Annotated in this window: 16 protein-coding genes; 15 read left to right on the plus strand and 1 reads right to left on the minus strand. The window is 71.0% G+C overall.

The features are described 5' to 3' along the window. The first annotated feature begins 4 nt into the window (after positions 1-4). From nirB to HHX33_RS11590, 7 genes are all read left to right on the plus strand, one after another. Positions 5-2458 (plus strand): nitrite reductase large subunit NirB, encoded by a 2454-nt coding sequence (gene nirB / locus HHX33_RS11560; protein ID WP_182874573.1) that lies wholly within the window; start codon positions 5-7, stop codon positions 2456-2458. Then, on the plus strand, positions 2455-2811 hold the full coding sequence (nirD, locus tag HHX33_RS11565) for a nitrite reductase small subunit NirD (protein WP_117410607.1): 357 nt from the start codon (positions 2455-2457) through the stop codon (positions 2809-2811). The genes nirB and nirD overlap by 4 nt, the downstream gene beginning before the upstream one ends. Continuing rightward, positions 2808-3971, plus strand: coding sequence for a uroporphyrinogen-III synthase (locus HHX33_RS11570; RefSeq protein WP_182874574.1), 1164 nt, complete (start codon positions 2808-2810; stop codon positions 3969-3971). Before nirD ends, HHX33_RS11570 begins: the two co-directional genes overlap by 4 nt. 113 nt (positions 3972-4084) lie before the next feature. Next, complete coding sequence (locus HHX33_RS11575; RefSeq protein ID WP_182874575.1) at positions 4085-4798, plus strand: sirohydrochlorin chelatase; 714 nt, start codon at positions 4085-4087, stop codon at positions 4796-4798. 151 nt (positions 4799-4949) lie between these two features. After that, positions 4950-5345, plus strand: a complete 396-nt coding sequence (locus tag HHX33_RS11580) for an ArsR/SmtB family transcription factor (RefSeq protein WP_182874576.1) — start codon at positions 4950-4952, stop codon at positions 5343-5345. Then, positions 5278-5760: an SRPBCC family protein gene (locus tag HHX33_RS11585; protein WP_182874577.1), complete on the plus strand. Its 483-nt coding sequence runs from the start codon at positions 5278-5280 to the stop codon at positions 5758-5760. The genes HHX33_RS11580 and HHX33_RS11585 overlap by 68 nt, the downstream gene beginning before the upstream one ends. Further along, positions 5747-6334 carry a TIGR03086 family metal-binding protein gene (locus HHX33_RS11590; RefSeq protein ID WP_182874578.1) on the plus strand — a complete coding sequence of 196 codons (588 nt, stop codon included), beginning with the start codon at positions 5747-5749 and terminating at the stop codon, positions 6332-6334. The genes HHX33_RS11585 and HHX33_RS11590 overlap by 14 nt, the downstream gene beginning before the upstream one ends. A 52-nt stretch (positions 6335-6386) precedes the next feature. On the opposite strand, the gene HHX33_RS11595 is transcribed toward HHX33_RS11590, so the two are convergent. Then, positions 6387-7241, minus strand: a complete 855-nt coding sequence (locus HHX33_RS11595; protein ID WP_117410600.1) for a PAC2 family protein — start codon at positions 7239-7241, stop codon at positions 6387-6389. A 218-nt stretch (positions 7242-7459) separates the two neighbouring features. Between HHX33_RS11595 and metH the strand changes: the two genes are divergently transcribed. The 8 genes from metH to HHX33_RS11635 all read left to right on the plus strand — a co-directional run bounded on the left by metH (position 7460) and on the right by HHX33_RS11635 (position 18603). Continuing rightward, a complete protein-coding gene (gene metH, locus HHX33_RS11600; protein ID WP_182874579.1) occupies positions 7460-10924 on the plus strand; it encodes a methionine synthase in 3465 nt (1154 codons plus the stop codon). Positions 10925-11037: 113 nt separating this feature from the next. Next, positions 11038-11679 (plus strand): HAD family hydrolase, encoded by a 642-nt coding sequence (locus HHX33_RS11605; protein ID WP_117410598.1) that lies wholly within the window; start codon positions 11038-11040, stop codon positions 11677-11679. A 74-nt stretch (positions 11680-11753) separates the two neighbouring features. Beyond that, positions 11754-12233 carry a cellulose synthase gene (locus HHX33_RS11610; protein WP_182874580.1) on the plus strand — a complete coding sequence of 160 codons (480 nt, stop codon included), beginning with the start codon at positions 11754-11756 and terminating at the stop codon, positions 12231-12233. Positions 12234-12635: 402 nt separating this feature from the next. Further along, positions 12636-13601: an ABC transporter permease gene (locus tag HHX33_RS11615; RefSeq protein ID WP_182874669.1), complete on the plus strand. Its 966-nt coding sequence runs from the start codon at positions 12636-12638 to the stop codon at positions 13599-13601. A gap of 44 nt (positions 13602-13645) precedes the next feature. Further along, positions 13646-15406: an ABC transporter substrate-binding protein gene (locus HHX33_RS11620; RefSeq protein WP_182874581.1), complete on the plus strand. Its 1761-nt coding sequence runs from the start codon at positions 13646-13648 to the stop codon at positions 15404-15406. Positions 15407-15479: 73 nt separating this feature from the next. Further along, the gene (locus HHX33_RS11625; protein ID WP_182874582.1) at positions 15480-16496 is read left to right on the plus strand and encodes an ABC transporter permease; all 1017 of its coding nucleotides are present in this window, start codon (positions 15480-15482) and stop codon (positions 16494-16496) included. Beyond that, positions 16493-17518, plus strand: coding sequence for an ABC transporter ATP-binding protein (locus HHX33_RS11630; RefSeq protein WP_182874583.1), 1026 nt, complete (start codon positions 16493-16495; stop codon positions 17516-17518). Before HHX33_RS11625 ends, HHX33_RS11630 begins: the two co-directional genes overlap by 4 nt. Continuing rightward, positions 17515-18603, plus strand: a complete 1089-nt coding sequence (locus HHX33_RS11635; RefSeq protein ID WP_182874584.1) for an ABC transporter ATP-binding protein — start codon at positions 17515-17517, stop codon at positions 18601-18603. Before HHX33_RS11630 ends, HHX33_RS11635 begins: the two co-directional genes overlap by 4 nt. The last annotated feature ends 243 nt before the right edge of the window (positions 18604-18846 follow it).

Here is an 18846-nt window from a genome sequence, read left to right on the forward strand (position 1 = left end):
GCGCATGAGAATCGTCGTGGCGGGACACGGACCGACCGCACACCGCCTGATCGAGACACTCGTGGAGCGGGGCTTCGACGGGACGATCACGGTGTTCGGGGAGGAGCCCCGCCCGGCCTACGACCGGGTCGCGCTCACCTCCTATCTCAGCGGCAAGAGCGTGGACGACCTCACGTACCGGGTGCCGGACGGCGTGAGCGTGCGGACCGGCGTGAAGGTGGTCGGCGTCGACCGCGCCGCCCGCACCGTCGCCACCGACGCCGGCTACTCCGAGCCGTACGACGTGCTGGTGCTGGCCACCGGGTCGGCGCCGTTCGTGCCGCCGGTGCCGGGCAGGGACCTGCCGGGCTGCTTCGTCTACCGCACCATCGACGACCTCGACGCCATCAGGGAGGCGTCGCGGGGCGCCCGCGCCGGCGTGGTCATCGGCGGCGGCCTGCTCGGCCTGGAGGCGGCCGACGCCCTGCGCGGGCTCGGGCTGGAGACGCACGTCGTCGAGATGAGCGGCTGGCTGATGCCCCGCCAGGTGGACGAGGGCGGCGGCTCGGTGCTGCGTAACCACATCGAGGCGCTCGGGCTCACCGTCCACACCGGCGCCGGGGTCCGGTCGATCGAGGCCGGGCCGGACGGCCGGGTGGCCGCGCTGGTCAGGCCGGACGGCGAGGCCGTCGACGCCCAGGTCGTCGTCTTCTCCGCCGGGGTGCGGCCGCGCGACGAGCTCGCGCGGGACTGCGGCCTGGAGGTCGGCGAGCGCGGCGGCATCGTGGTGGACGAGGGCATGCGCACCTCCGACGAGCACATCTACGCGATCGGCGAGTGCGCGCTGGCCGCCGGGAGGGTCTACGGCCTGGTCGCGCCGTGCTTCGCCCAGGCCGAGGTGGCCGCCGACCGGATCCTGCTCGGCTCGGCCGCCTTCACCGGCGCCGACATGTCCACCAAGCTCAAGCTGCTCGGCGTCGAGGTGGCGCAGTTCGGGGCCATGTCGGGCGCGCTCGACGTCACCTACATGGACCCGGTCGCCGGCGTCTACAAGCGCCTGTTCGTCAGCGACGACGCCACGACCCTGCTCGGCGGCATCTGCGTCGGCGACGCCGGGCCGTACAACGCGCTGCGGCCCTTCGTCGGCAGGCCGCTGCCCGGCGCGCCGAGCGACCTGCTGTTCGCGGGCGCGGGCACCACCTCGACGGACCTGCCGGACGACGCCCAGGTCTGCTCCTGCAACAACGTCACCAAGGGGAAGATCTGCGCGGCCATCGCCGACAAGGGCCTGACCGACGTGCAGGGCATCAAGGACTGCACCCGGGCCGGCACCACCTGCGGCAGCTGTGTGCCGATGCTCAAGCAGATCCTGGTGAAGTCGGGCGTGGACGTCGGCAAGGCGCTGTGCGAGCACTTCGCCCACAGCCGGGCCGAGCTGTTCGACATCGTGAGCGTACGGGGGATCACCACGTTCTCCCAGCTCATCGCCGAGCACGGGACGGGCCGCGGCTGCGACATCTGCAAGCCGGTGGTCGCCTCGATCCTCGCGTCCCTCGGCCGCGGCCACATCCTCGACGGCGAGCAGGCCACGCTGCAGGACACCAACGACCACTTCCTCGCCAACATCCAGAAGAACGGGACCTACTCGGTGGTCCCGCGCATCCCGGGCGGCGAGATCACTCCGGACAAGCTCATCGTGATCGGCGAGGTGGCCCGCGACTTCGGGCTCTACACGAAGATCACCGGCGGGCAGCGCATCGACCTGCTCGGGGCCCGGGTCGAGCAGCTGCCCGCCATCTGGCGCCGTCTCGTGGAAGCCGGCTTCGAGTCCGGGCACGCGTACGGCAAGGCCCTGCGCACGGTGAAGTCGTGCGTCGGGTCCACCTGGTGCCGGTACGGCGTGCAGGACTCGGTCGGCCTGGCCATCGCGCTGGAGCTGCGTTACCGCGGGCTGCGCTCGCCGCACAAGCTCAAGTCGGCCGTCTCCGGATGCGCCCGCGAGTGCGCCGAGGCCAGGTCGAAGGACTTCGGCGTCATCGCCACCGAGCAGGGCTGGAACCTGTACGTCGGCGGCAACGGCGGCTTCAAGCCCCGCCACGCCGACCTGCTGGCCGCCGACCTGTCGACCGACGACCTGGTCAGGACCATCGACCGGTTCCTGATGTTCTACATCCGCACCGCCGACCGGCTGCAGCGCACCGCCGCGTGGCTGGAGGGCCTGGACGGCGGTCTCGGCTACCTCCGTGAGGTGATCATGGAGGACTCGCTCGGCATCTGCGCCGACCTCGACGCGCAGATGGAGCGGCACGTGGCCACGTACGTCGACGAGTGGCGCGCCGCCATCGAGGACCCCGACAAGCTGCGGCGCTTCGTCAGCTTCGTGAACGCCCCGGGCATCCCCGACCCCTCGATCTCCTTCGAGACCGAACGCGACCAGATCAAGCCGGTGCTGATTCCTCTGGAGGCAGTGCGCTCATGACCATCCTCAACGAGACCGCGACCCGTACCGACCGCTGGACCCCGGTCTGCTCCTACACCGACCTGCTCCCCGAGCGCGGCGCGGCCGTGCTGGTCGGCACCCGGCAGGTCGCGGTGTTCCGCACGTTCGACGGAGCCCTGTACGCCCTGGGCAACTTCGACCCCTTCAGCGGGGCGTACGTGCTGAGCCGGGGCATCGTCGGCACCAGGGGCGGCGAGCCGACCGTGGCCTCGCCCATGCACAAGCAGGTGTTCTCACTGGTCACCGGCGTGTGCGTGGACGACCCAGGCGTCGCCGTGCCGACCTATCCCATTCGTGTGACGGACGGAACCGTGGAGGTGAGCGTGGTATGACCACGCTGCTTGAGGAGGCCCCGATGACCCTGGAGACGGCGCCGGACGCGCTGGCCGGGTTCACGATCGGGGTGACGGCGACCCGCCGCAGCGAGGAGCTCTCGGCGCTCCTGGAACGGCGGGGCGCACGGGTGGTGCGGGCACCCGCGATCCGCATCGTGCCGCTGGCGGAGGACACCGGGCTGCTCGCCGCGACCCGGGCCTGCCTGGAGGCGCCGGTCGACGACGTGGTCGTCACGACGGGTGTGGGGTTCCGCGGCTGGATGGCGGCGGCGGAGGGCTGGGGCCTGTCCACCGACCTCAACGCCCACCTGGCCGGCGCCCGGCTGCTGGCCCGCGGCCCCAAGGCGAGGGGAGCGGTGCGGGCGGCCGGGCTGGCGGACTACTGGACGCCGGGCACCGAGTCGTGCGAGGAGGTCAAGGAGTACCTGCTCGCGCAGGACCTGCAGGGGCGCCGCATCGCCGTGCAGTTGCACGGCGAGCCGCTGGACGGCTTCGTCGCCGCGCTGCGCGAGGCGGGGGCGGACGTCATCGAGGTGCCCGTCTACCGCTGGCTGCCCTACCGCGACACCTCGCCGCTGCGCCGCCTGATCAGCCAGGCCATCACCGGCTCGGTGGACGCGGTCGCCTTCACCAGCGCGCCCGCCGTGCTGGCCATGCTGGGCGCCGCCCGCGCCGACGGGCTGGAGGACGCCCTGCTCGCCGCGTTCGACACCCGGGTGGTCGCGGCCTGCGTCGGCCCGGTCACGGCCGGGCCGCTGACCCAGCGGGGCGTACGGGTCGTCCAGCCCGATCGGGCCCGCCTGGGCGCGCTCGCCCGGACCCTCGCCCGGCACCTGCCGGAGAGCGGTGTCACCCGGCTCGTCGCGGGCGGCCACGAGCTGGAGATCCGCGGCCACGCCGTGGTGGTCGACGGCGACCTCAAGCCGCTGCCGCCCGCCCCGATGGCCGTGCTCAAGCGGCTCGCCGAGCGCCCTGGGCATGTGGTGGGCCGCGCCGACCTGCGGGTGGTGCTGCCCGGCGGGCCCTCCCGCGACTCGGCCGAGCACGCCGTCGAGATGGCGATCACCCGGCTGCGCCGGGCGCTCGGCCCCTCCGGCATCGTCGAGACCGTCGTCAAGCGCGGCTACCGCCTCGCCTGCGGCCGCGACGACCGGTGACGCCGCCCATGCGGTGAGACAACGGCCCGTGTGAGGCGGCTCGCGAGGTGAGGCGGCTCGGTGGCGGGAACGACGACGGAGGCTCTCGGGGCCTCGGGGCGGAGGAGTGCGAGATGGAGATCCCAACCCTGGTGATGGCGGCGCACGGGGCGCGCAGCGGGCACTGGGAGTCGGTGATGGAGTCGCTCGCGGCGCGGGTGCGCCGGGCCCGGCCCGGGGCGGGGGTGGAGCTGGCGTTCCTGGAGATCAGCTCGCCGCTGCTCGCCGACGTGCTGGCGGGGACGCCGGGACCGGTCGTCGTGGTCCCGATGCTCCTCGCCGGGGGATACCACGCCCACATCGACCTGCCGGCCGTCGTCGCCCGCACCCGGCCCGACGCGGTCGTCGCCGGGCAGCTCGGCCCGCACCCGCTGCTGACCTCGGTGCTGGCGCGGCGTCTGGCCGCCGCCGGCCTGCGGCCCTGCGACGCCGTCATCCTGGGCGCGGCCGGGTCGTCCGACCCCGCCGCCCTGGACGACGTCCGCGCCGCCGCGCGCCTGCTGTCCGTACGGCTGTCGCGTCCCGTCACCGCCGCCTTCGCCTCGTCCGGCACCCCCACGGTCGCCGAGGCGATGGAACGGGCCAGGTCGGGCCTCGCGCCCCGGGTGGCCGTCGCGTCCTACCTGCTCGCGCCCGGCTTCTTCCACGACCGCCTGACCGGCGCCGGGGCCGACCTGGTCAGCGCGCCCCTCGGCGTGGACGACGACCTCGCCGCCCTGGTCTGGACCCGCTTCGACGAGGCACTCGCCCGCCGCCACCCCACCGGCCTGCCCGCCCTCGCGGGCTAGGGTCCGGGCGTACGTCAGGCGGCGTGGTCACGGAGCCGACGCGCTCCCAGCCTGGTTGGTGTGCGGTATGAGCTGGTCTTTCAACCGTGTGGTTGACGGATGTCTCCTGCGCGGCCTAGGGTTCTTTCAACCAACGGGTTGAAAGAGGGTGGTGGTCACGGACGCGCTGTCCCGGGTCTTCGCGGCCCTCGCGGATCCGACCCGGCGCGACATGGTCGCCCGGCTCTCGGAGGGCGACGCGACCGTGAGCCGCCTGGCCGAGCCGTACGGGATGACGCTGCAGGCCGTCTACAAGCACCTGCGGGTGCTGGAGGACGCCGGGCTCGTCAGCCGTCCGCGCGGGCCGCAACCCCGGCCGGTACGCCTGGAGGCCCACGCCTTCGAACTGATGGGCATCTGGATCGAGCGCCACCGGGAGCGCGTCGAGCGGCGCTACCGCCGCCTCGACGCGGTTCTGGCGGAGATGGACGGAGACGAGAATGGACAGGATCACGGAGACGATCATCGAGGCCGACGCGAGCGTGCCGGTGATCCGGATGGCTCGTGACTTCGCGGCGACACCCGAGCGGCTGTTCCGCGCGCACACCGATCCCGTGTTGTTCGCCCGGTGGGTGGGGCCCGACACCACCGTCACCCGGATCGAGCACTGGGACGCGCGTACCGGCGGGAGCTGGCGGTACGTCTCGGTGCACGACGGCACGGAGTATGTCTTCCGCGGCTGCTTCCACGAGGTACGGCCGGACCGTATCGTGCAGACCTTCACGTTCGAGGGCGATCCTGACGGGGTCGCGCTGGAGACGCTGTGGTTCGAGGACCTGGGCGACGGCCGCACGCGGCTGCGGACGCAGTCGCTGACCGAAAGCTTCGAGAGCCGCGACGCGTGGCTGCGCAGCGGCATGGAGGTCGGCGTCGACGACGGGTACGCGAAGCTGGACAGGATGCTCGCCGATGACGCTGTCTGACCGCCCCGCCGAGCGGCACCGCCAGATCGCCGGGCTGTTCACCGACCGGGTCCGCGGCGCCCGGTCCTGGGACGCGCCGTCGCCGGTCGCCGGCTGGGCCGCCCGCGACGTCGTGCGGCACCTGACCGGATGGCTCCCCGGGTTTCTCGCCTCGGGCGCCGGTGTCGAACTGCCCCACGGGCCGTCCGTGGACGAGGACCCGGTCGCCGCGTGGCAGGTGCACTGCGACGGCGTGCAGGCGGTGCTGGACGATCCGGAGACGGCGCACCGGGAACTCGCCAATCCCCACGTCGGCAGCCTGCCTCTCGGCGCCGCGATCGACCGGTTCTACACCGCTGACGTGTTCATGCACACCTGGGATCTCTCCAGGGCCACGGGCCAGGACGACCGGCTGGACCCCGGCTTCTGCACCCTGCTCCTCGCCGGGATGGAGGGGATGGAGGAGGTCATGCGCTCCTCCGGCCAGTTCGGCGCGCGGGTCGAGGTGCCCGGCGACGCGGACGCCCAGACCAGGCTGCTGGGATTCATCGGCCGGGACCCGTTCTGGCGGGGCGCCGGGCCGGACGTCCCCTGACGGCGGGGAACGGCCCCGGCCGCTCTCGACGCGGGCGCCTGACGCCGCCGGATCAGCGGTCGGTGCCGCGGTCGCGGCGGCGCAGGTAGCGCTCGAACTCGGCGGCGATCGCGTCCCCACTGGCCTCGGGGAGCTCGGCGGCGTCCTTGCGCTCCTCCAGCTCCTTGACGTACTCGGCGACCTCGGTGTCCTGCGCGGCGAGCTCGTCCACGCCGTGCTCCCAGGCCCGCGCCTCCTCGGCCAGGTCGCCGTACGGCATGGGGATGTCGAGCATGTCCTCGATGCGGCGCAGCAGCGCCAGCGTCGCCTTGGGGTTGGGCGGCTGGGCGACGTAGTGGGGGACCGACGCCCACAGGGACACGGTCTCCAGCCCGGCCGTGCCCAGGGTGTGCTGGAGCACGCCGACGATGCCGGTCGGGCCCTCGTACTTGTTCAGCTCCAGGTTGAGCGCGCGGGCCAGGCCGAGGTCGCTCACGGAGCCGGTGATCGGCACCGGGCGGGTGTGCGGCGAGTCGTTGAGCAGCGCGCCGAGCAGGATCGCCAGCTCGACTCCGAGGTCGTGGCAGAGCCCCACGAGCTCCGCGCAGAACGAGCGCCACCGCATGTTGGGCTCGATGCCGCGCAGCAGCACCACGTCGCGCTTGGCGCCCGGCGGGCGGGCCAGCAGCAGCCGGGTGGTCGGCCAGACGACGGAGCGGGTGAGGCCGTCGCCGAGCTCGATCACCGGCCGCGTCACCTGGAAGTCGTAGTAGTCCTCGGGGTCCAGCTCCACGAGTGGCGTGGCCTTCCACTCGGCCTCGAGGTGCGCGAGCACGCCGCTGGACGCCTCGCCGGCGTCGTTCCACCCCTCGAACGCGGCGATCAGCACCGGGTCGACGAGCTCGGGGAGCCCTTCGAACTCGATCACGCGCCGCCTCCCTCACTGGCCCTATGCAGTATGGCTCACTCCAAGACTATTCGGTGAGGGGCCCCGCCCGTCACCTTCGCCGGGCACACCCGCCCGTGGCGCGGCCCCGACCTGCGGCGATGTCAGAGGGTGCGGAAAGGCCCGCCCCTCCTCCACCCGTCCTCCCCTTTCGGTGCGCGGAATCGGTGATCCGCCCGGCGGGCCGATAGTCTTGCTCCATGACCAGCAGACCGTCCTTCCGTACCGTGCTGTCCGAGCGAGTTCTGATCGCCGACGGGGCCATGGGGACGATGCTGCAGTCCTACGACCCCACCCTTGACGACTTCCAGGGCCACGAGGGCTGCAACGACGTGCTCAACGTGAGCCGTCCCGACATCGTGCGGGCCGTCCACGACGCCTACCTGGAGGTGGGGGTCGACTGCGTCGAGACCAACACCTTCAACGCCAACCGTGCGGCCCTTGGCGAGTACGGCATCGAAGACCGCATCTTCGAACTGTCCGAGGCCGGCGCGCGCCTCGCCAGGGAGCGGGCCGACCACTGGTCGACGCCGGACCGGCCCCGGTTCGTCCTCGGCTCGATGGGTCCCGGCACGAAGCTCCCCACGCTCGGCCACCTGCCGTACGAGACGCTGCGCGACGCCTACCGGGACAACGCCGCCGGCCTGATCGCCGGCGGGGCCGACGCCCTGATCATCGAGACCTGCCAGGACCTGCTCCAGGTCCGGGCGGCCGTCGTCGGCGCGAAGCGGGCCGTCGAGGCCGCCGGGCGGGACGTCCCGATCATCACCCAGGTCACCATCGAGACCAACGGCGCGATGCTGCTCGGCTCCGAGATCGGCGCCGCGCTGACCGCGATCGAGCCGCTCGGCGTCGACCTGATCGGGCTCAACTGCGCCACCGGCCCCGCCGAGATGAGCGAGCACCTGCGCTACCTGGCCAGGCACGCCCGCGTGCCGCTCTCGTGCATGCCCAACGCCGGGCTGCCGCAGCTCACGTCCGACGGCGCCTACTACCCGCTGAGCCCGGGCGAGCTGGCGGACGCGCACGAGAACTTCACCCGCGACTACGGGCTCGCCCTCGTGGGCGGCTGCTGCGGCACGACCCCCGAGCACCTGCGCCAGGTGGTCGAGCGGGTCGGCGGGCGCGCCCGCGGCGAGCGGCGCCCCCGTCCCGAGGCCGGCGCGGCCTCGCTGTACCAGCACGTGCCGTTCCGGCAGGACACGTCGTATCTGGCCATCGGCGAGCGGACCAACGCCAACGGCTCCAAGGCGTTCCGCGAGGCGATGCTGGCGGGCAACTACGAGGAGTGCGTCGAGATCGCCCGGGCGCAGGCCCGCGACGGCGCGCACCTGCTGGACCTGTGCGTCGACTACGTCGGCCGCGACGGCGTCGCCGACATGAAGGAACTGGCGTTCCGCTTCGCCACCGCCTCGACGCTGCCGATCGTGCTCGACTCGACCGAGCCGGCCGTGCTGGAGGCGGGCCTGGAGATGCTCGGCGGCCGGGCCGTGATCAACTCGGTGAACTACGAGGACGGCGACGGCCCCGACTCGCGGTTCCAGAAGGTCATGCGCCTGGTGCGGGAGCACGGCGCGGCCGTGGTCGCGCTGACCATCGACGAGGAGGGCCAGGCCCGCACCGCCGAGTGGAAGGTGCGGATCGCCGCCCGGCTCATCGAGGACCTGGTGCACAACTGGGGCATGCGGGTCGAGGACATCATCGTCGACTGCCTGACGTTCCCGATCGCCACCGGCCAGGAGGAGACCCGGCGCGACGGCATCGAGACGATCGAGGCGATCCGCGAGCTCAAGCGCCGTTATCCGACCGTGCAGACCACGCTCGGCGTCTCCAACGTGTCGTTCGGTCTCAACCCGGCCGCGCGCATCGTGCTGAACTCGGTGTTCCTCAACGAGTGCGTCAACGCGGGGCTCGACTCCGCGATCGTGCACGCCTCCAAGATCCTGCCCATGAACCGGATCCCGGACGAGCAGCGCCAGGTCGCGCTCGACCTGGTGTACGACCGCAGGCGCGAGGGCTACGACCCGCTGCAGCGGTTCATGGAGCTGTACGAGGGCGTGGACGCGGCGTCGATGAAGGCCGGGAAGGCGGCCGAGCTGGCCGGGCTGCCGCTCTGGGAGCGGCTCAAGCGGCGCATCGTCGACGGCGAGCGCAAGGGCCTGGAGGCCGACCTCGACGAGGCCCTCGCCCAGCGGCCCGCACTGGAGATCATCAACGACGTGCTGCTCGACGGCATGAAGGTCGTCGGCGAGCTGTTCGGCTCCGGCGAGATGCAGCTGCCGTTCGTGCTCCAGTCGGCCGAGGTGATGAAGACGGCCGTGGCCTACCTCGAACCGCACATGGAGAAGGTCGAGGGCAGCACCAAGGGCCGCATCGTGCTCGCCACGGTGAAGGGCGACGTGCACGACATCGGCAAGAACCTCGTCGACATCATCCTGTCCAACAACGGCTACGACGTGGTGAACCTCGGCATCAAGCAGCCGGTGTCGGCGATCCTGGAGGCCGCCGAGGAGCACCGGGCCGACGTGATCGGCATGTCCGGGCTGCTGGTGAAGTCCACCGTCGTGATGAAGGAGAACCTCGAGGAGCTGAACTCCCGGGGTCTCGCCGGCAAGTTCCCGGTGCTCCTCGGCGGCGCCGCGCTGACCAGGGCGTACGTCGAGCAGGACCTGGCCGACGTGTACCGGGGCGAGGTCCGCTACGCCCGCGACGCGTTCGAGGGCCTGCGCCTGATGGACGCCTTCATGGCGGTCAAGCGCGGGGAGGACGGCGCGTCGCTGCCGCCGCTGCGCGCGCGCCGGGTGAAGACCGGGGCGGTGCTGACGCGGACCGCGGAGGAGGACGTCCCGGCCCGCTCCGACGTCGCGGCGGACGTTCCCGTGCCTGTCCCGCCGTTCCTCGGCGACCGGGTGGTGAAGGGCATCCCGCTGGCCGACTACGCCGCGTTCCTCGACGAGCGGGCGACGTTCATGGGCCAGTGGGGCCTGAAGGCCGCCAGGGGTGGCGACGGCCCGTCGTACGAGGAACTGGTCGAGACGGAGGGCCGGCCCCGGCTGCGGATGTGGCTGGAGCGCCTGCAGACGGAGAACCTGCTGGAGGCGGCGGTCGCCTACGGCTACTTCCCCTGCGTGAGTGAGGGCGACAACCTGATCATCCTCGACGAGGACGGCAAGGAGCGCACCCGCTTCACCTTCCCGCGTCAGCGCCGCGACCGCCACCTGTGCCTGGCCGACTTCTTCCGCTCCCGCGAGTCGGGGGAGGTGGACGTCGTCGGCCTCCAGGTCGTCACGATGGGCAACCGCGTCAGCGCGGCCGCGGCCGAGCTGTTCGCGAAGGACGCCTACCGCGAATACCTGGAGCTCCACGGCCTGTCGGTGCAGCTCACCGAGGCGCTGGCCGAATACTGGCACGCGCGGGTGCGGTCGGAGCTGGGCATCGGCGGCGACGAGTCGCTGGCCGACATGCTCAAGGTGAACATCACCGGCTGCCGCTACTCCTTCGGCTACCCGGCCTGCCCCAACCTGGAGGACCAGGTGCAGGTCATGGAGCTGCTCGACCCCGCACGTATCGGCGTCACGCTGTCGGAGGAGTTCCAGCTCCACCCGGAGCAGGCCACCTCCGCCCTGGTCGTCCACCACCCGGAGGCGAAGTACTTCAACGTCTGACCCGGCACCCGGACGGGTGCCGCAACGCCCGACCGGCCGTCGTCGCGCCCACGCGGCCCCCGTACCATGTCAGTCCCCCCTCATCGGGGGGTGACCCGGGGGAAAGGGGCCACGTGGACGCCGTGCTGTTCGACATGGACGGGCTGCTCGTCGACACCGAAGGGGTGTGGTTCGAGGTCGAGACCGAGGTGGTCACCCGCCTCGGCGGCACCTGGGGCCCGGAGCACCAGGAGCAGCTCGTGGGCGGCTCCTGGGACCGCACCGTCAGATACATGCTGGAGCTGACGCGGGCGGACGTCGATCCCATGCTGGTGGGGCAGTGGCTGATCGACGGTATGGAGAGCAGGCTGTCGGCCGACGTGACGCCGATGCCGGGCGCCCTGGACCTGCTGCGCGGGCTCGCCGACCACGGGGTGCGCACCGCGCTCGTCACGTCGTCGCTGCGGATCATCGCCGACGCCGTGCTGAAGGCCGTGGGCCGGGAGCACTTCGAAGTGATCGTGACGGCCGACGACGTCACCTGCACCAAGCCCCACCCGGAGCCGTACCTCACGGCGGCGGGCCTGCTGTCGGTCGACCCCGGGCGGTGCGTCGCGCTGGAGGACTCGCCGAACGGCGTGGCGTCGGCGACGGCGGCGGGCTGCCGGGTCGTCGCCGTGCCGGGCGTGCTGCCGATCGCGCAGGCGCCCGGGCGGGTCGTCATGCCGTCGCTGCTCGACGTGGACGTGGATTTTCTCCGGGCACTCGTCCGCTGAATCGGGGTGGCGCGGGCCCCACATGATCGCGTCACGGATGCCAGGATGGAGGTACGTGACGAAGGGGCCCCGCCATGACTTACAACGACATCGCCTGGCTGCCGGTGTGCGGCGGCCTGACCGCGGTGGGCCTCGTGCTCACCTATCTGGCCTTCCGCCGCAGGGGAGCGGCCGCGGGTCTGCGGGCCGCCGCGTGGTCCCTGCTGCCGCTGGCCGCCTATCTCACCGGCGCGCAGGCCACGCTGTGGAACATCGGCACGGCCGCCGTGAGCTTCGTGACCGGCCTCGTGCTGTCGCCGCTCGCGTGGGCCGGTGTGGCCGTGGCGGGCCTGTCAGCGGTGCTGTTCGTCGTGTCCGGCGCGATGCGCGGCCGCTCGCTCTCCCGGGCCCGTACGGCCCGCCCCGGTCCCGCCGAGACGACACCGGCCGCACCGAAGGCTGAAACACCCAAGAAGGTGCAAACCACGAAGGCGGCACCACGTCAGGTCGAACAGCCCGCGGCGGACGATTTCTCCGACATCGAGGACATCCTGAAGCGGCGCGGGATCGGCTGAACATCCCACATCGTGGGACCAAGTTACCCGTGGGTGCAATGTTACAGTTCCACGACACAATCGAAACGGGACTCCGACAATCCTTTCAAGATCAACACGAATAAGTTTCTGGTAAATCACAGTTGGGCCACAGGCCTGCTCTGGGGACTGGTCATCCCAGCTCAACGCATACATTGTCCGTTTGCGGGGCGCCGTCGACAGCGGGCCCCGCTGGACAATGTCGTCTGGGACCCAGGGGGCCGTACACCAAATGGCCGCGCGAAGCAAGGTCATGAGCGAACTTCGCTCCTCCGCCTCAGTGCCGTACTCCGGCTCTTCTGAGTGCGCCGCCCGCCGCACGGCGGCCACCGGCGGGTCCGGAGGGGCCCGGTGAGCGCCCCTCTCGACGTCTCCGGTGAGGAGATGCGCGCGGAGCCGGAGGCCGTCGCCAAGGCCGGCGGCGCCCCCATCCAGGGCCGCTCGCTCGGCCAGATCGCCTGGATGCGGCTCAAGCGCGACAAGGTGGCCATCAGCGGCGGCCTCGTCGTGGTCCTCCTGATCCTGGTCGCGATCTTCGCGCCGCTGCTCGTGGGCTGGTTCGGCCATCCGCCGAACGAGTTCCACCAGGAGATGATCGACACCCTGACCATGCAGCCCAAGGGCGGCAGCGGCATCGGCAAGGACTTCCTGTTCGGCGTCGAGCCGGTCAACGGGCGCGACCTGTTCAGCCGGGTCGTCTACGGCGCCCGGATCTCGCTGCTCGTGGCCTTCTTCGCCACGCTCCTGTCGGTCGTGATCGGGACGGTCATGGGGATCGTGGCCGGCTACTTCGGCGGCTGGGTGGACACCCTGATCAGCCGGGCGATGGACATCTTCCTCGCCTTCCCCCTGCTGGTCTTCGCGCTCTCGCTGGTCGGCGTGCTCGGCCAGTTCGAGACCCAGCTCGCGGTGAAGGGCGACACGCTCCGCATCCTGCTGCTGATCTTCGTCATCGGCTTCTTCAACTGGCCGTACATCGGGCGGATCATCCGGGGCCAGACGCTGTCGCTGCGCGAGCGCGAGTTCGTGGACGCCGCGCGAAGCCTGGGGGCGCGTGGGCCCTATATCCTCTTCCGCGAGGTTCTTCCGAATCTGATCGCGCCGATCCTCATCTACGCGACGCTGCTGATCCCGACGAACGTGCTGTTCGAGGCGGCGCTGTCGTTCCTCGGCGTGGGCATCCAGCCGCCCACCGCGACCTGGGGCGGCATGCTGTCGGCGGCCGTGAAGTACTACACGGTCCCGCACTTCATGTTCTTCCCCGGCATGGCGATCTTCATCACGGTGCTCGCCTTCAACCTCTTCGGCGACGGTCTCCGCGACGCGCTCGATCCCAAGTCGTCCCGCTGATCCCTCCGGTTCCCCGGCTCCTACCTACAAGGGGTGCAATACACATGAAGAAGAGATACGCCACACCGGCCTTCCTGGCCGCGGGTGTCGCTCTCTCCCTGGGCCTTTCCGCGTGCGGCGGTGGCGGCGGCGGAGAGACCAAGAACGACTCCGGTTCGGCGGCGGGCAGCCAGGAGGCGCAGGCCAACGCCGGTCTGGAAAGCGTGGTGAACCCCTCCGACAAGAAGGGGGGGACGCTCAAGATGGCCATCACCGAGGCGTGGGACTCCATCGACCCCGGTGACACCTACTACGGCCTGTCGTGGAACTTCTCGCGCATCTACGGCCGCCCGCTCGTGACGTACAAGCCGGCCCCCGGGCAGGGCGGCCGCGAGCTGGTCCCCGACCTGGCGGAGAGCCTCGGCAAGTCGTCCGACGACGGCAAGACCTGGACCTACAAGCTCCGGCAGGGCGTCAAGTTCGAGGACGGCACCCCCATCACGTCCAAGGACGTGAAGTACGCCGTGCTGCGCCAGCTCGACAAGGACACCTTCGTCAACGGCCCGACGTACTTCAACGACTGGCTGGACCTGCCGAAGGACTTCAAGAGCGTCTACAAGACGCCGGACGTCAACACCGACTCCGCCATCGAGACGCCGGACGACCAGACGATCGTCTTCCACCTCAAGAAGGCCTTCTCCGGCTTCGACAACTTCGCCGCGCTGCCCGCCACAGTGCCGGTGCCCAAGGACAAGGACACCGGCATCAAGTACCGCCAGCACCCGGTCGCGTCGGGTCCGTACATGTTCGAGAAGGTCGAGGAGGGCAAGCAGTACACCCTCGTCCGCAACCCGAACTGGGACCAGGCCACCGACCCGATCCGCAAGGCGCTGCCGGATCGCTACGAGGTCTCGCTCGGCGTCGAGGCGAACGACCTGGACAACCGGATCGTCGCCGGCGACCTGCACGTCGACCTGGCCGGCACCGGCGTCCAGGCCGCGGCGGTCGGCACGATCCAGGCCGACCCGCAGCTCAAGAACCGGACCGACAACCCGACCGGCTCCCGGACCTGGTACATCTCGATCCTCGGCGACAACCCGCCGCTGGACAACGTCGACTGCCGCAAGGCGATCATCTACGGCGCCGACCGCGTCGGTCTGCAGAACGCCTACGGCGGCCAGCTCGCCGGCGAGATCGCGACCGGCCTGATGCCGCCGTCGATCGGCGGCTGGAAGAAGCTCGACCTGTACCCGACCGCCACGGGCGACGTCGAGAAGGCCAAGGCGGCGCTGCAGGCCTGCGGCAAGCCCGACGGCTTCGAGACCGTGATGACGTTCCGCTCGGACCGTCCGAAGGAGCAGGCGGCGGCCGAGTCGCTGCAGCAGGCGCTCGCCAAGGTCGGCATCAAGCTGACCCTGAAGGGCTTCCCCACCAGCGAGTACTTCTCCAGCTACGCCGGCAAGCCGGCCTACACCAAGGCCAACAACATCGGCCTCGCCACCAACGGCTGGTCGGCCGACTGGAACACGGGCTTCGGCTTCATGTCGCAGATCGTCGACAGCCGGGTCGTCCGCGCGGCGGGCAACTACAACCTGAGCGTGCGCAGCGACGAGATCGACGGCCTCATCGACCAGGCGAACAGCGAGCAGGACAAGAGCAAGAGCGACGCGATCTGGGGCCAGATCGACCAGAAGGTCATGGAGGGCGCCTACGTCCTGCCGGAGGTGTGGTCGAAGGGCCTGCTTCTGCGGGGCAAGGGCCTGACGAACGTGTTCGTCTCGGGCGCCTGGGACATGTACGACTACCTCAACATGGGTGTCGAGTAACCGTTAGGCGACGAGGCAAGGCGCAAGGGGGTCCGGCCGGGCGACCGGCCGGACTCCCGGAGCCGGGGGAACAGTGGTCTCATATATCATCCGGCGGCTCATCGCCGCGGTGCTGATGCTCGTCGTGGTGAGCATCGTCACCTTCTCCATCTTCTTCGTGATCCCGCGTCTGGCGGGCGTCACGACGATCGACTTCGCGAGCCGCTACGTCGGCAGCAAGGGCGCCTCGGCGGAGACGGTGGCGGCCATCGCGGACAAGCTCGGTTTCAACGATCCGCTGGTGGTGCAGTACGGCAGATGGGTCAAGGGAATCGTCCTGGGCGCCGAATACGACACCGGGGCGAGCGTCGAGCACTGCCCGGCTCCCTGCCTCGGCTACTCGTTCATCACCAAGACGCCCGTGTGGCCCGAACTGCTGGACCGGCTGCCCGTCACCGTGTCGCTCGCCATCGGAGCGTCGATCATCTGGCTGATCGCGGGCGTCGCCACGGGCGTGGTGTCCGCGCTGCGCAGGGGCAGCTTCTTCGACCGGGCCGCGATGGGCGTGGCCCTGGCCGGGGTCTCCCTGCCGATCTTCTTCACCGGCATCATCTGCCTGGTGTTCTTCAGCTACCGGTTCGGCATCACGGCGCCGGGCGGCAGCTACACGGCCATCACCGAGAACCCCGGTGAGTGGGCGTACGACCTCATCCTGCCGTGGATCACGCTGGCCTTCCTCTACGCGGCGAGCTACGCCCGGCTGACCCGGGCGGGCATGCTGGAGACGATGGGGGAGGACTACATCCGGACGGCCCGCGCGAAGGGCCTGCCGGAGTCGAAGGTCATCGTGAAGCACGGCCTGCGCGGCGCGCTCACCCCCATCCTGACGATCTTCGGCCTGGACCTCGGGCTGCTGCTCGGCGGCGCCGTGCTGACCGAGAGCACGTTCTCCCTCCCCGGGCTCGGCAAGTACGCCGTCCAGGCGATCCAGTCCAACGACCTGCCCAAGATCATGGGCGTCGTGCTGCTGGTCACCCTGTTCGTGGTGCTCGCCAACCTGATCGTCGACCTCCTGTACGCCGTCGTGGACCCGAGGGTGAGGCTGGGATGAGCTTCCTGGAACTGAAGGACCTGCGGATCCACTTCCCGACCGACGACGGCCTGGTCAAGTCGGTCGACGGGCTGTCGTTCTCGCTGGAGCGGGGCAGGACCCTCGGCATCGTCGGAGAGTCCGGGTCGGGCAAGAGTGTCACCAGCCTCGGCATCCTCGGCCTGCACAAGGGCGGCCGGGCCCGCATCTCGGGCGAGATCTGGCTGGACGGCGAGGAGCTCGTCGGCGCGAGCCAGGAGCACGTGCGGAGGCTCCGCGGCAAGAAGATGGCGATGATCTTCCAGGACCCGCTGTCGGCGATGCACCCGTTCTACACGGTCGGTAGCCAGATCATCGAGGCCTACCGCATCCACAACGACGTCAGCAAGAAGGTCGCGCGCAAGCACGCGGTCGACATGCTGGGCCGGGTCGGCATCCCGCAGCCGGACCGGCGGGTGGACAGCTACCCCCACGAGTTCTCCGGCGGCATGCGGCAGCGCGCGATGATCGCGATGGCGCTGAGCTGCGACCCCGAGCTGCTGATCGCCGACGAGCCGACGACCGCGCTCGACGTGACCGTGCAGGCGCAGATCCTCGACCTCATGCGCGACCTGCAGCGCGACTTCGACGCCGCGCTGATCATCATCACCCACGACCTCGGCGTGGTCGCCGAGCTGTCCGACGACATCCTCGTGATGTACGGCGGCAAGTGCGTGGAGTACGGCACCTCCGAGGACATCTTCGAGCGGCCCGAGCACCCCTACACGTGGGGCCTGCTCGGCTCGATGCCGCGGCTGGACCGCGAGCCGACCGAGCGGCTGTTGCCGATCAAGGGCTCGCCGCCGTCGCTGATCAACGTGCCGTCCGGTTGCGCGTTCCACCCGCGCTGCGTGTTCGAGGAGCGTACGGGCGGCCTGGCCAAGGTGGAGGTCCCCGAGTTGCTGGAGAGCGAGGGCGGCCACCTGGTGCGCTGCCATCTGCCGGCCGAGCGCAGGCGCGCCATCTGGCAGAAAGAAGTCAAGCCCAACCTGGAGGCTTCGTGAACGAGGAGCCCTTGCTGTCCGTACAGGGGCTGGAGAAGCACTTCCCGGTCACCAAGGGCCTGCTCCAGCGGCAGGTCGGCGCGGTCAGGGCCGTCGACGGCATCAGCTTCGACGTCAGGAAGGGGGAGACCCTCGGCCTGGTCGGCGAGTCGGGATGCGGCAAGACCACCACCGGACGCCTCATCACGAGGCTGATCGAGCCCACCGGCGGGAAGATCGTCTTCGCGGGACACGACGTCACGCACATGTCCCAGGGGCGGCTGCGCCCACTCCGCCGGGACGTGCAGATGATCTTCCAGGACCCCTACAGCTCGCTCAACCCCCGCCACACGGTCGGCGCCATCGTCGGCGCGCCGTTCCGGATCCAGGGGATCAAGACCGAGCAGGGCACGAAGAAGGCGGTCCAGGAGATCCTGGAGCTCGTCGGCCTGAACCCCGAGCACTACAACCGCTATCCGCACGAGTTCTCCGGCGGTCAGCGGCAGCGCATCGGGATCGCCAGGACGCTCGCGCTGAAGCCCAAGCTGATCATCGCGGACGAGCCGGTCTCCGCGCTCGACGTGTCGATCCAGGCCCAGGTCGTCAACCTGCTGGAAGACCTGCAGGGGGAGCTCGACCTGACCTACGTCGTGATCGCGCACGACCTGTCGGTGGTGCGGCACATCAGCGACCGCGTCGCGGTGATGTACCTCGGCAAGATCGTCGAGATCGCCGACCGCAAGGGCCTGTACGAATCGCCCATGCATCCGTACACCAACGCGCTGCTGTCGGCGGTCCCGATCCCGGACCCGAAGCGGCGCGCGGGCCGGGAGCGGATCCGGCTGCAGGGCGACGTGCCCTCGCCGCTGAACCCGCCGCCCGCCTGCCGGTTCCACACCCGCTGCTGGAAGGCGCAGGAGGTCTGCCGGACGGTCGAGCCGCCGCTGGAGACGCTCGCCCCCGGCCACCAGGTGGCCTGCCACTTCCCCGAGAACGTCGCCGGCTCCCCGGGAGGCGTCTCGGAAGGCGTCCTGGGAGGCACGGCCTCCACGGGCGCGGTCCCGGCCGAGGCCGCCCCCGCCCCCGAGGGCGGCGCCCTCGCCTGAGTGACCGGCGCGCGGCGTCCTCCGCCGGTACGGCTCCCTCCGTCCTTCCCCCAAGACGGTCCCCGGGAGCCGTACCGGCGGGGCGTGTTCCGCGCCCCCACGGCCACGCCCTGTCTCCGACGGTACCCGGGGCGGGCCCGGCCGGGCATCGGCCGCGCGTACGGCCCGCGCCTGCGCCCACAGGAGGATCCGGCGGGCTTCGCTACTCCCCGAGGAGGAGCGTGCGCCCGCCCGCGGTGCGGC

The organism is Microbispora sp. H10670, assembly GCF_014161385.1.
In the GTDB taxonomy this organism is placed as follows: Bacteria; Actinomycetota; Actinomycetes; order Streptosporangiales; family Streptosporangiaceae; genus Microbispora; species Microbispora triticiradicis.

What these genes read in the sequence shown, in the direction of transcription:
- HHX33_RS11615 (WP_182874669.1), top strand. Translation starts at nt 12,636, where the DNA reads ATGCGCGCGGAGCCGGAGGCCGTCGCCAAGGCCGGCGGCGCCCCCATC.
- nirB (WP_182874573.1), top strand. Translation starts at nt 5, where the DNA reads ATGAGAATCGTCGTGGCGGGACACGGACCGACCGCACACCGCCTGATC.
- HHX33_RS11610 (WP_182874580.1), top strand. Translation starts at nt 11,754, where the DNA reads ATGACTTACAACGACATCGCCTGGCTGCCGGTGTGCGGCGGCCTGACC.
- HHX33_RS11620 (WP_182874581.1), top strand. Translation starts at nt 13,646, where the DNA reads ATGAAGAAGAGATACGCCACACCGGCCTTCCTGGCCGCGGGTGTCGCT.
- HHX33_RS11570 (WP_182874574.1), top strand. Translation starts at nt 2,808, where the DNA reads ATGACCACGCTGCTTGAGGAGGCCCCGATGACCCTGGAGACGGCGCCG.
- HHX33_RS11585 (WP_182874577.1), top strand. Translation starts at nt 5,278, where the DNA reads ATGGACAGGATCACGGAGACGATCATCGAGGCCGACGCGAGCGTGCCG.
- nirD (WP_117410607.1), top strand. Translation starts at nt 2,455, where the DNA reads ATGACCATCCTCAACGAGACCGCGACCCGTACCGACCGCTGGACCCCG.
- HHX33_RS11630 (WP_182874583.1), top strand. Translation starts at nt 16,493, where the DNA reads ATGAGCTTCCTGGAACTGAAGGACCTGCGGATCCACTTCCCGACCGAC.
- HHX33_RS11590 (WP_182874578.1), top strand. Translation starts at nt 5,747, where the DNA reads ATGACGCTGTCTGACCGCCCCGCCGAGCGGCACCGCCAGATCGCCGGG.
- HHX33_RS11575 (WP_182874575.1), top strand. Translation starts at nt 4,085, where the DNA reads ATGGAGATCCCAACCCTGGTGATGGCGGCGCACGGGGCGCGCAGCGGG.
- metH (WP_182874579.1), top strand. Translation starts at nt 7,460, where the DNA reads ATGACCAGCAGACCGTCCTTCCGTACCGTGCTGTCCGAGCGAGTTCTG.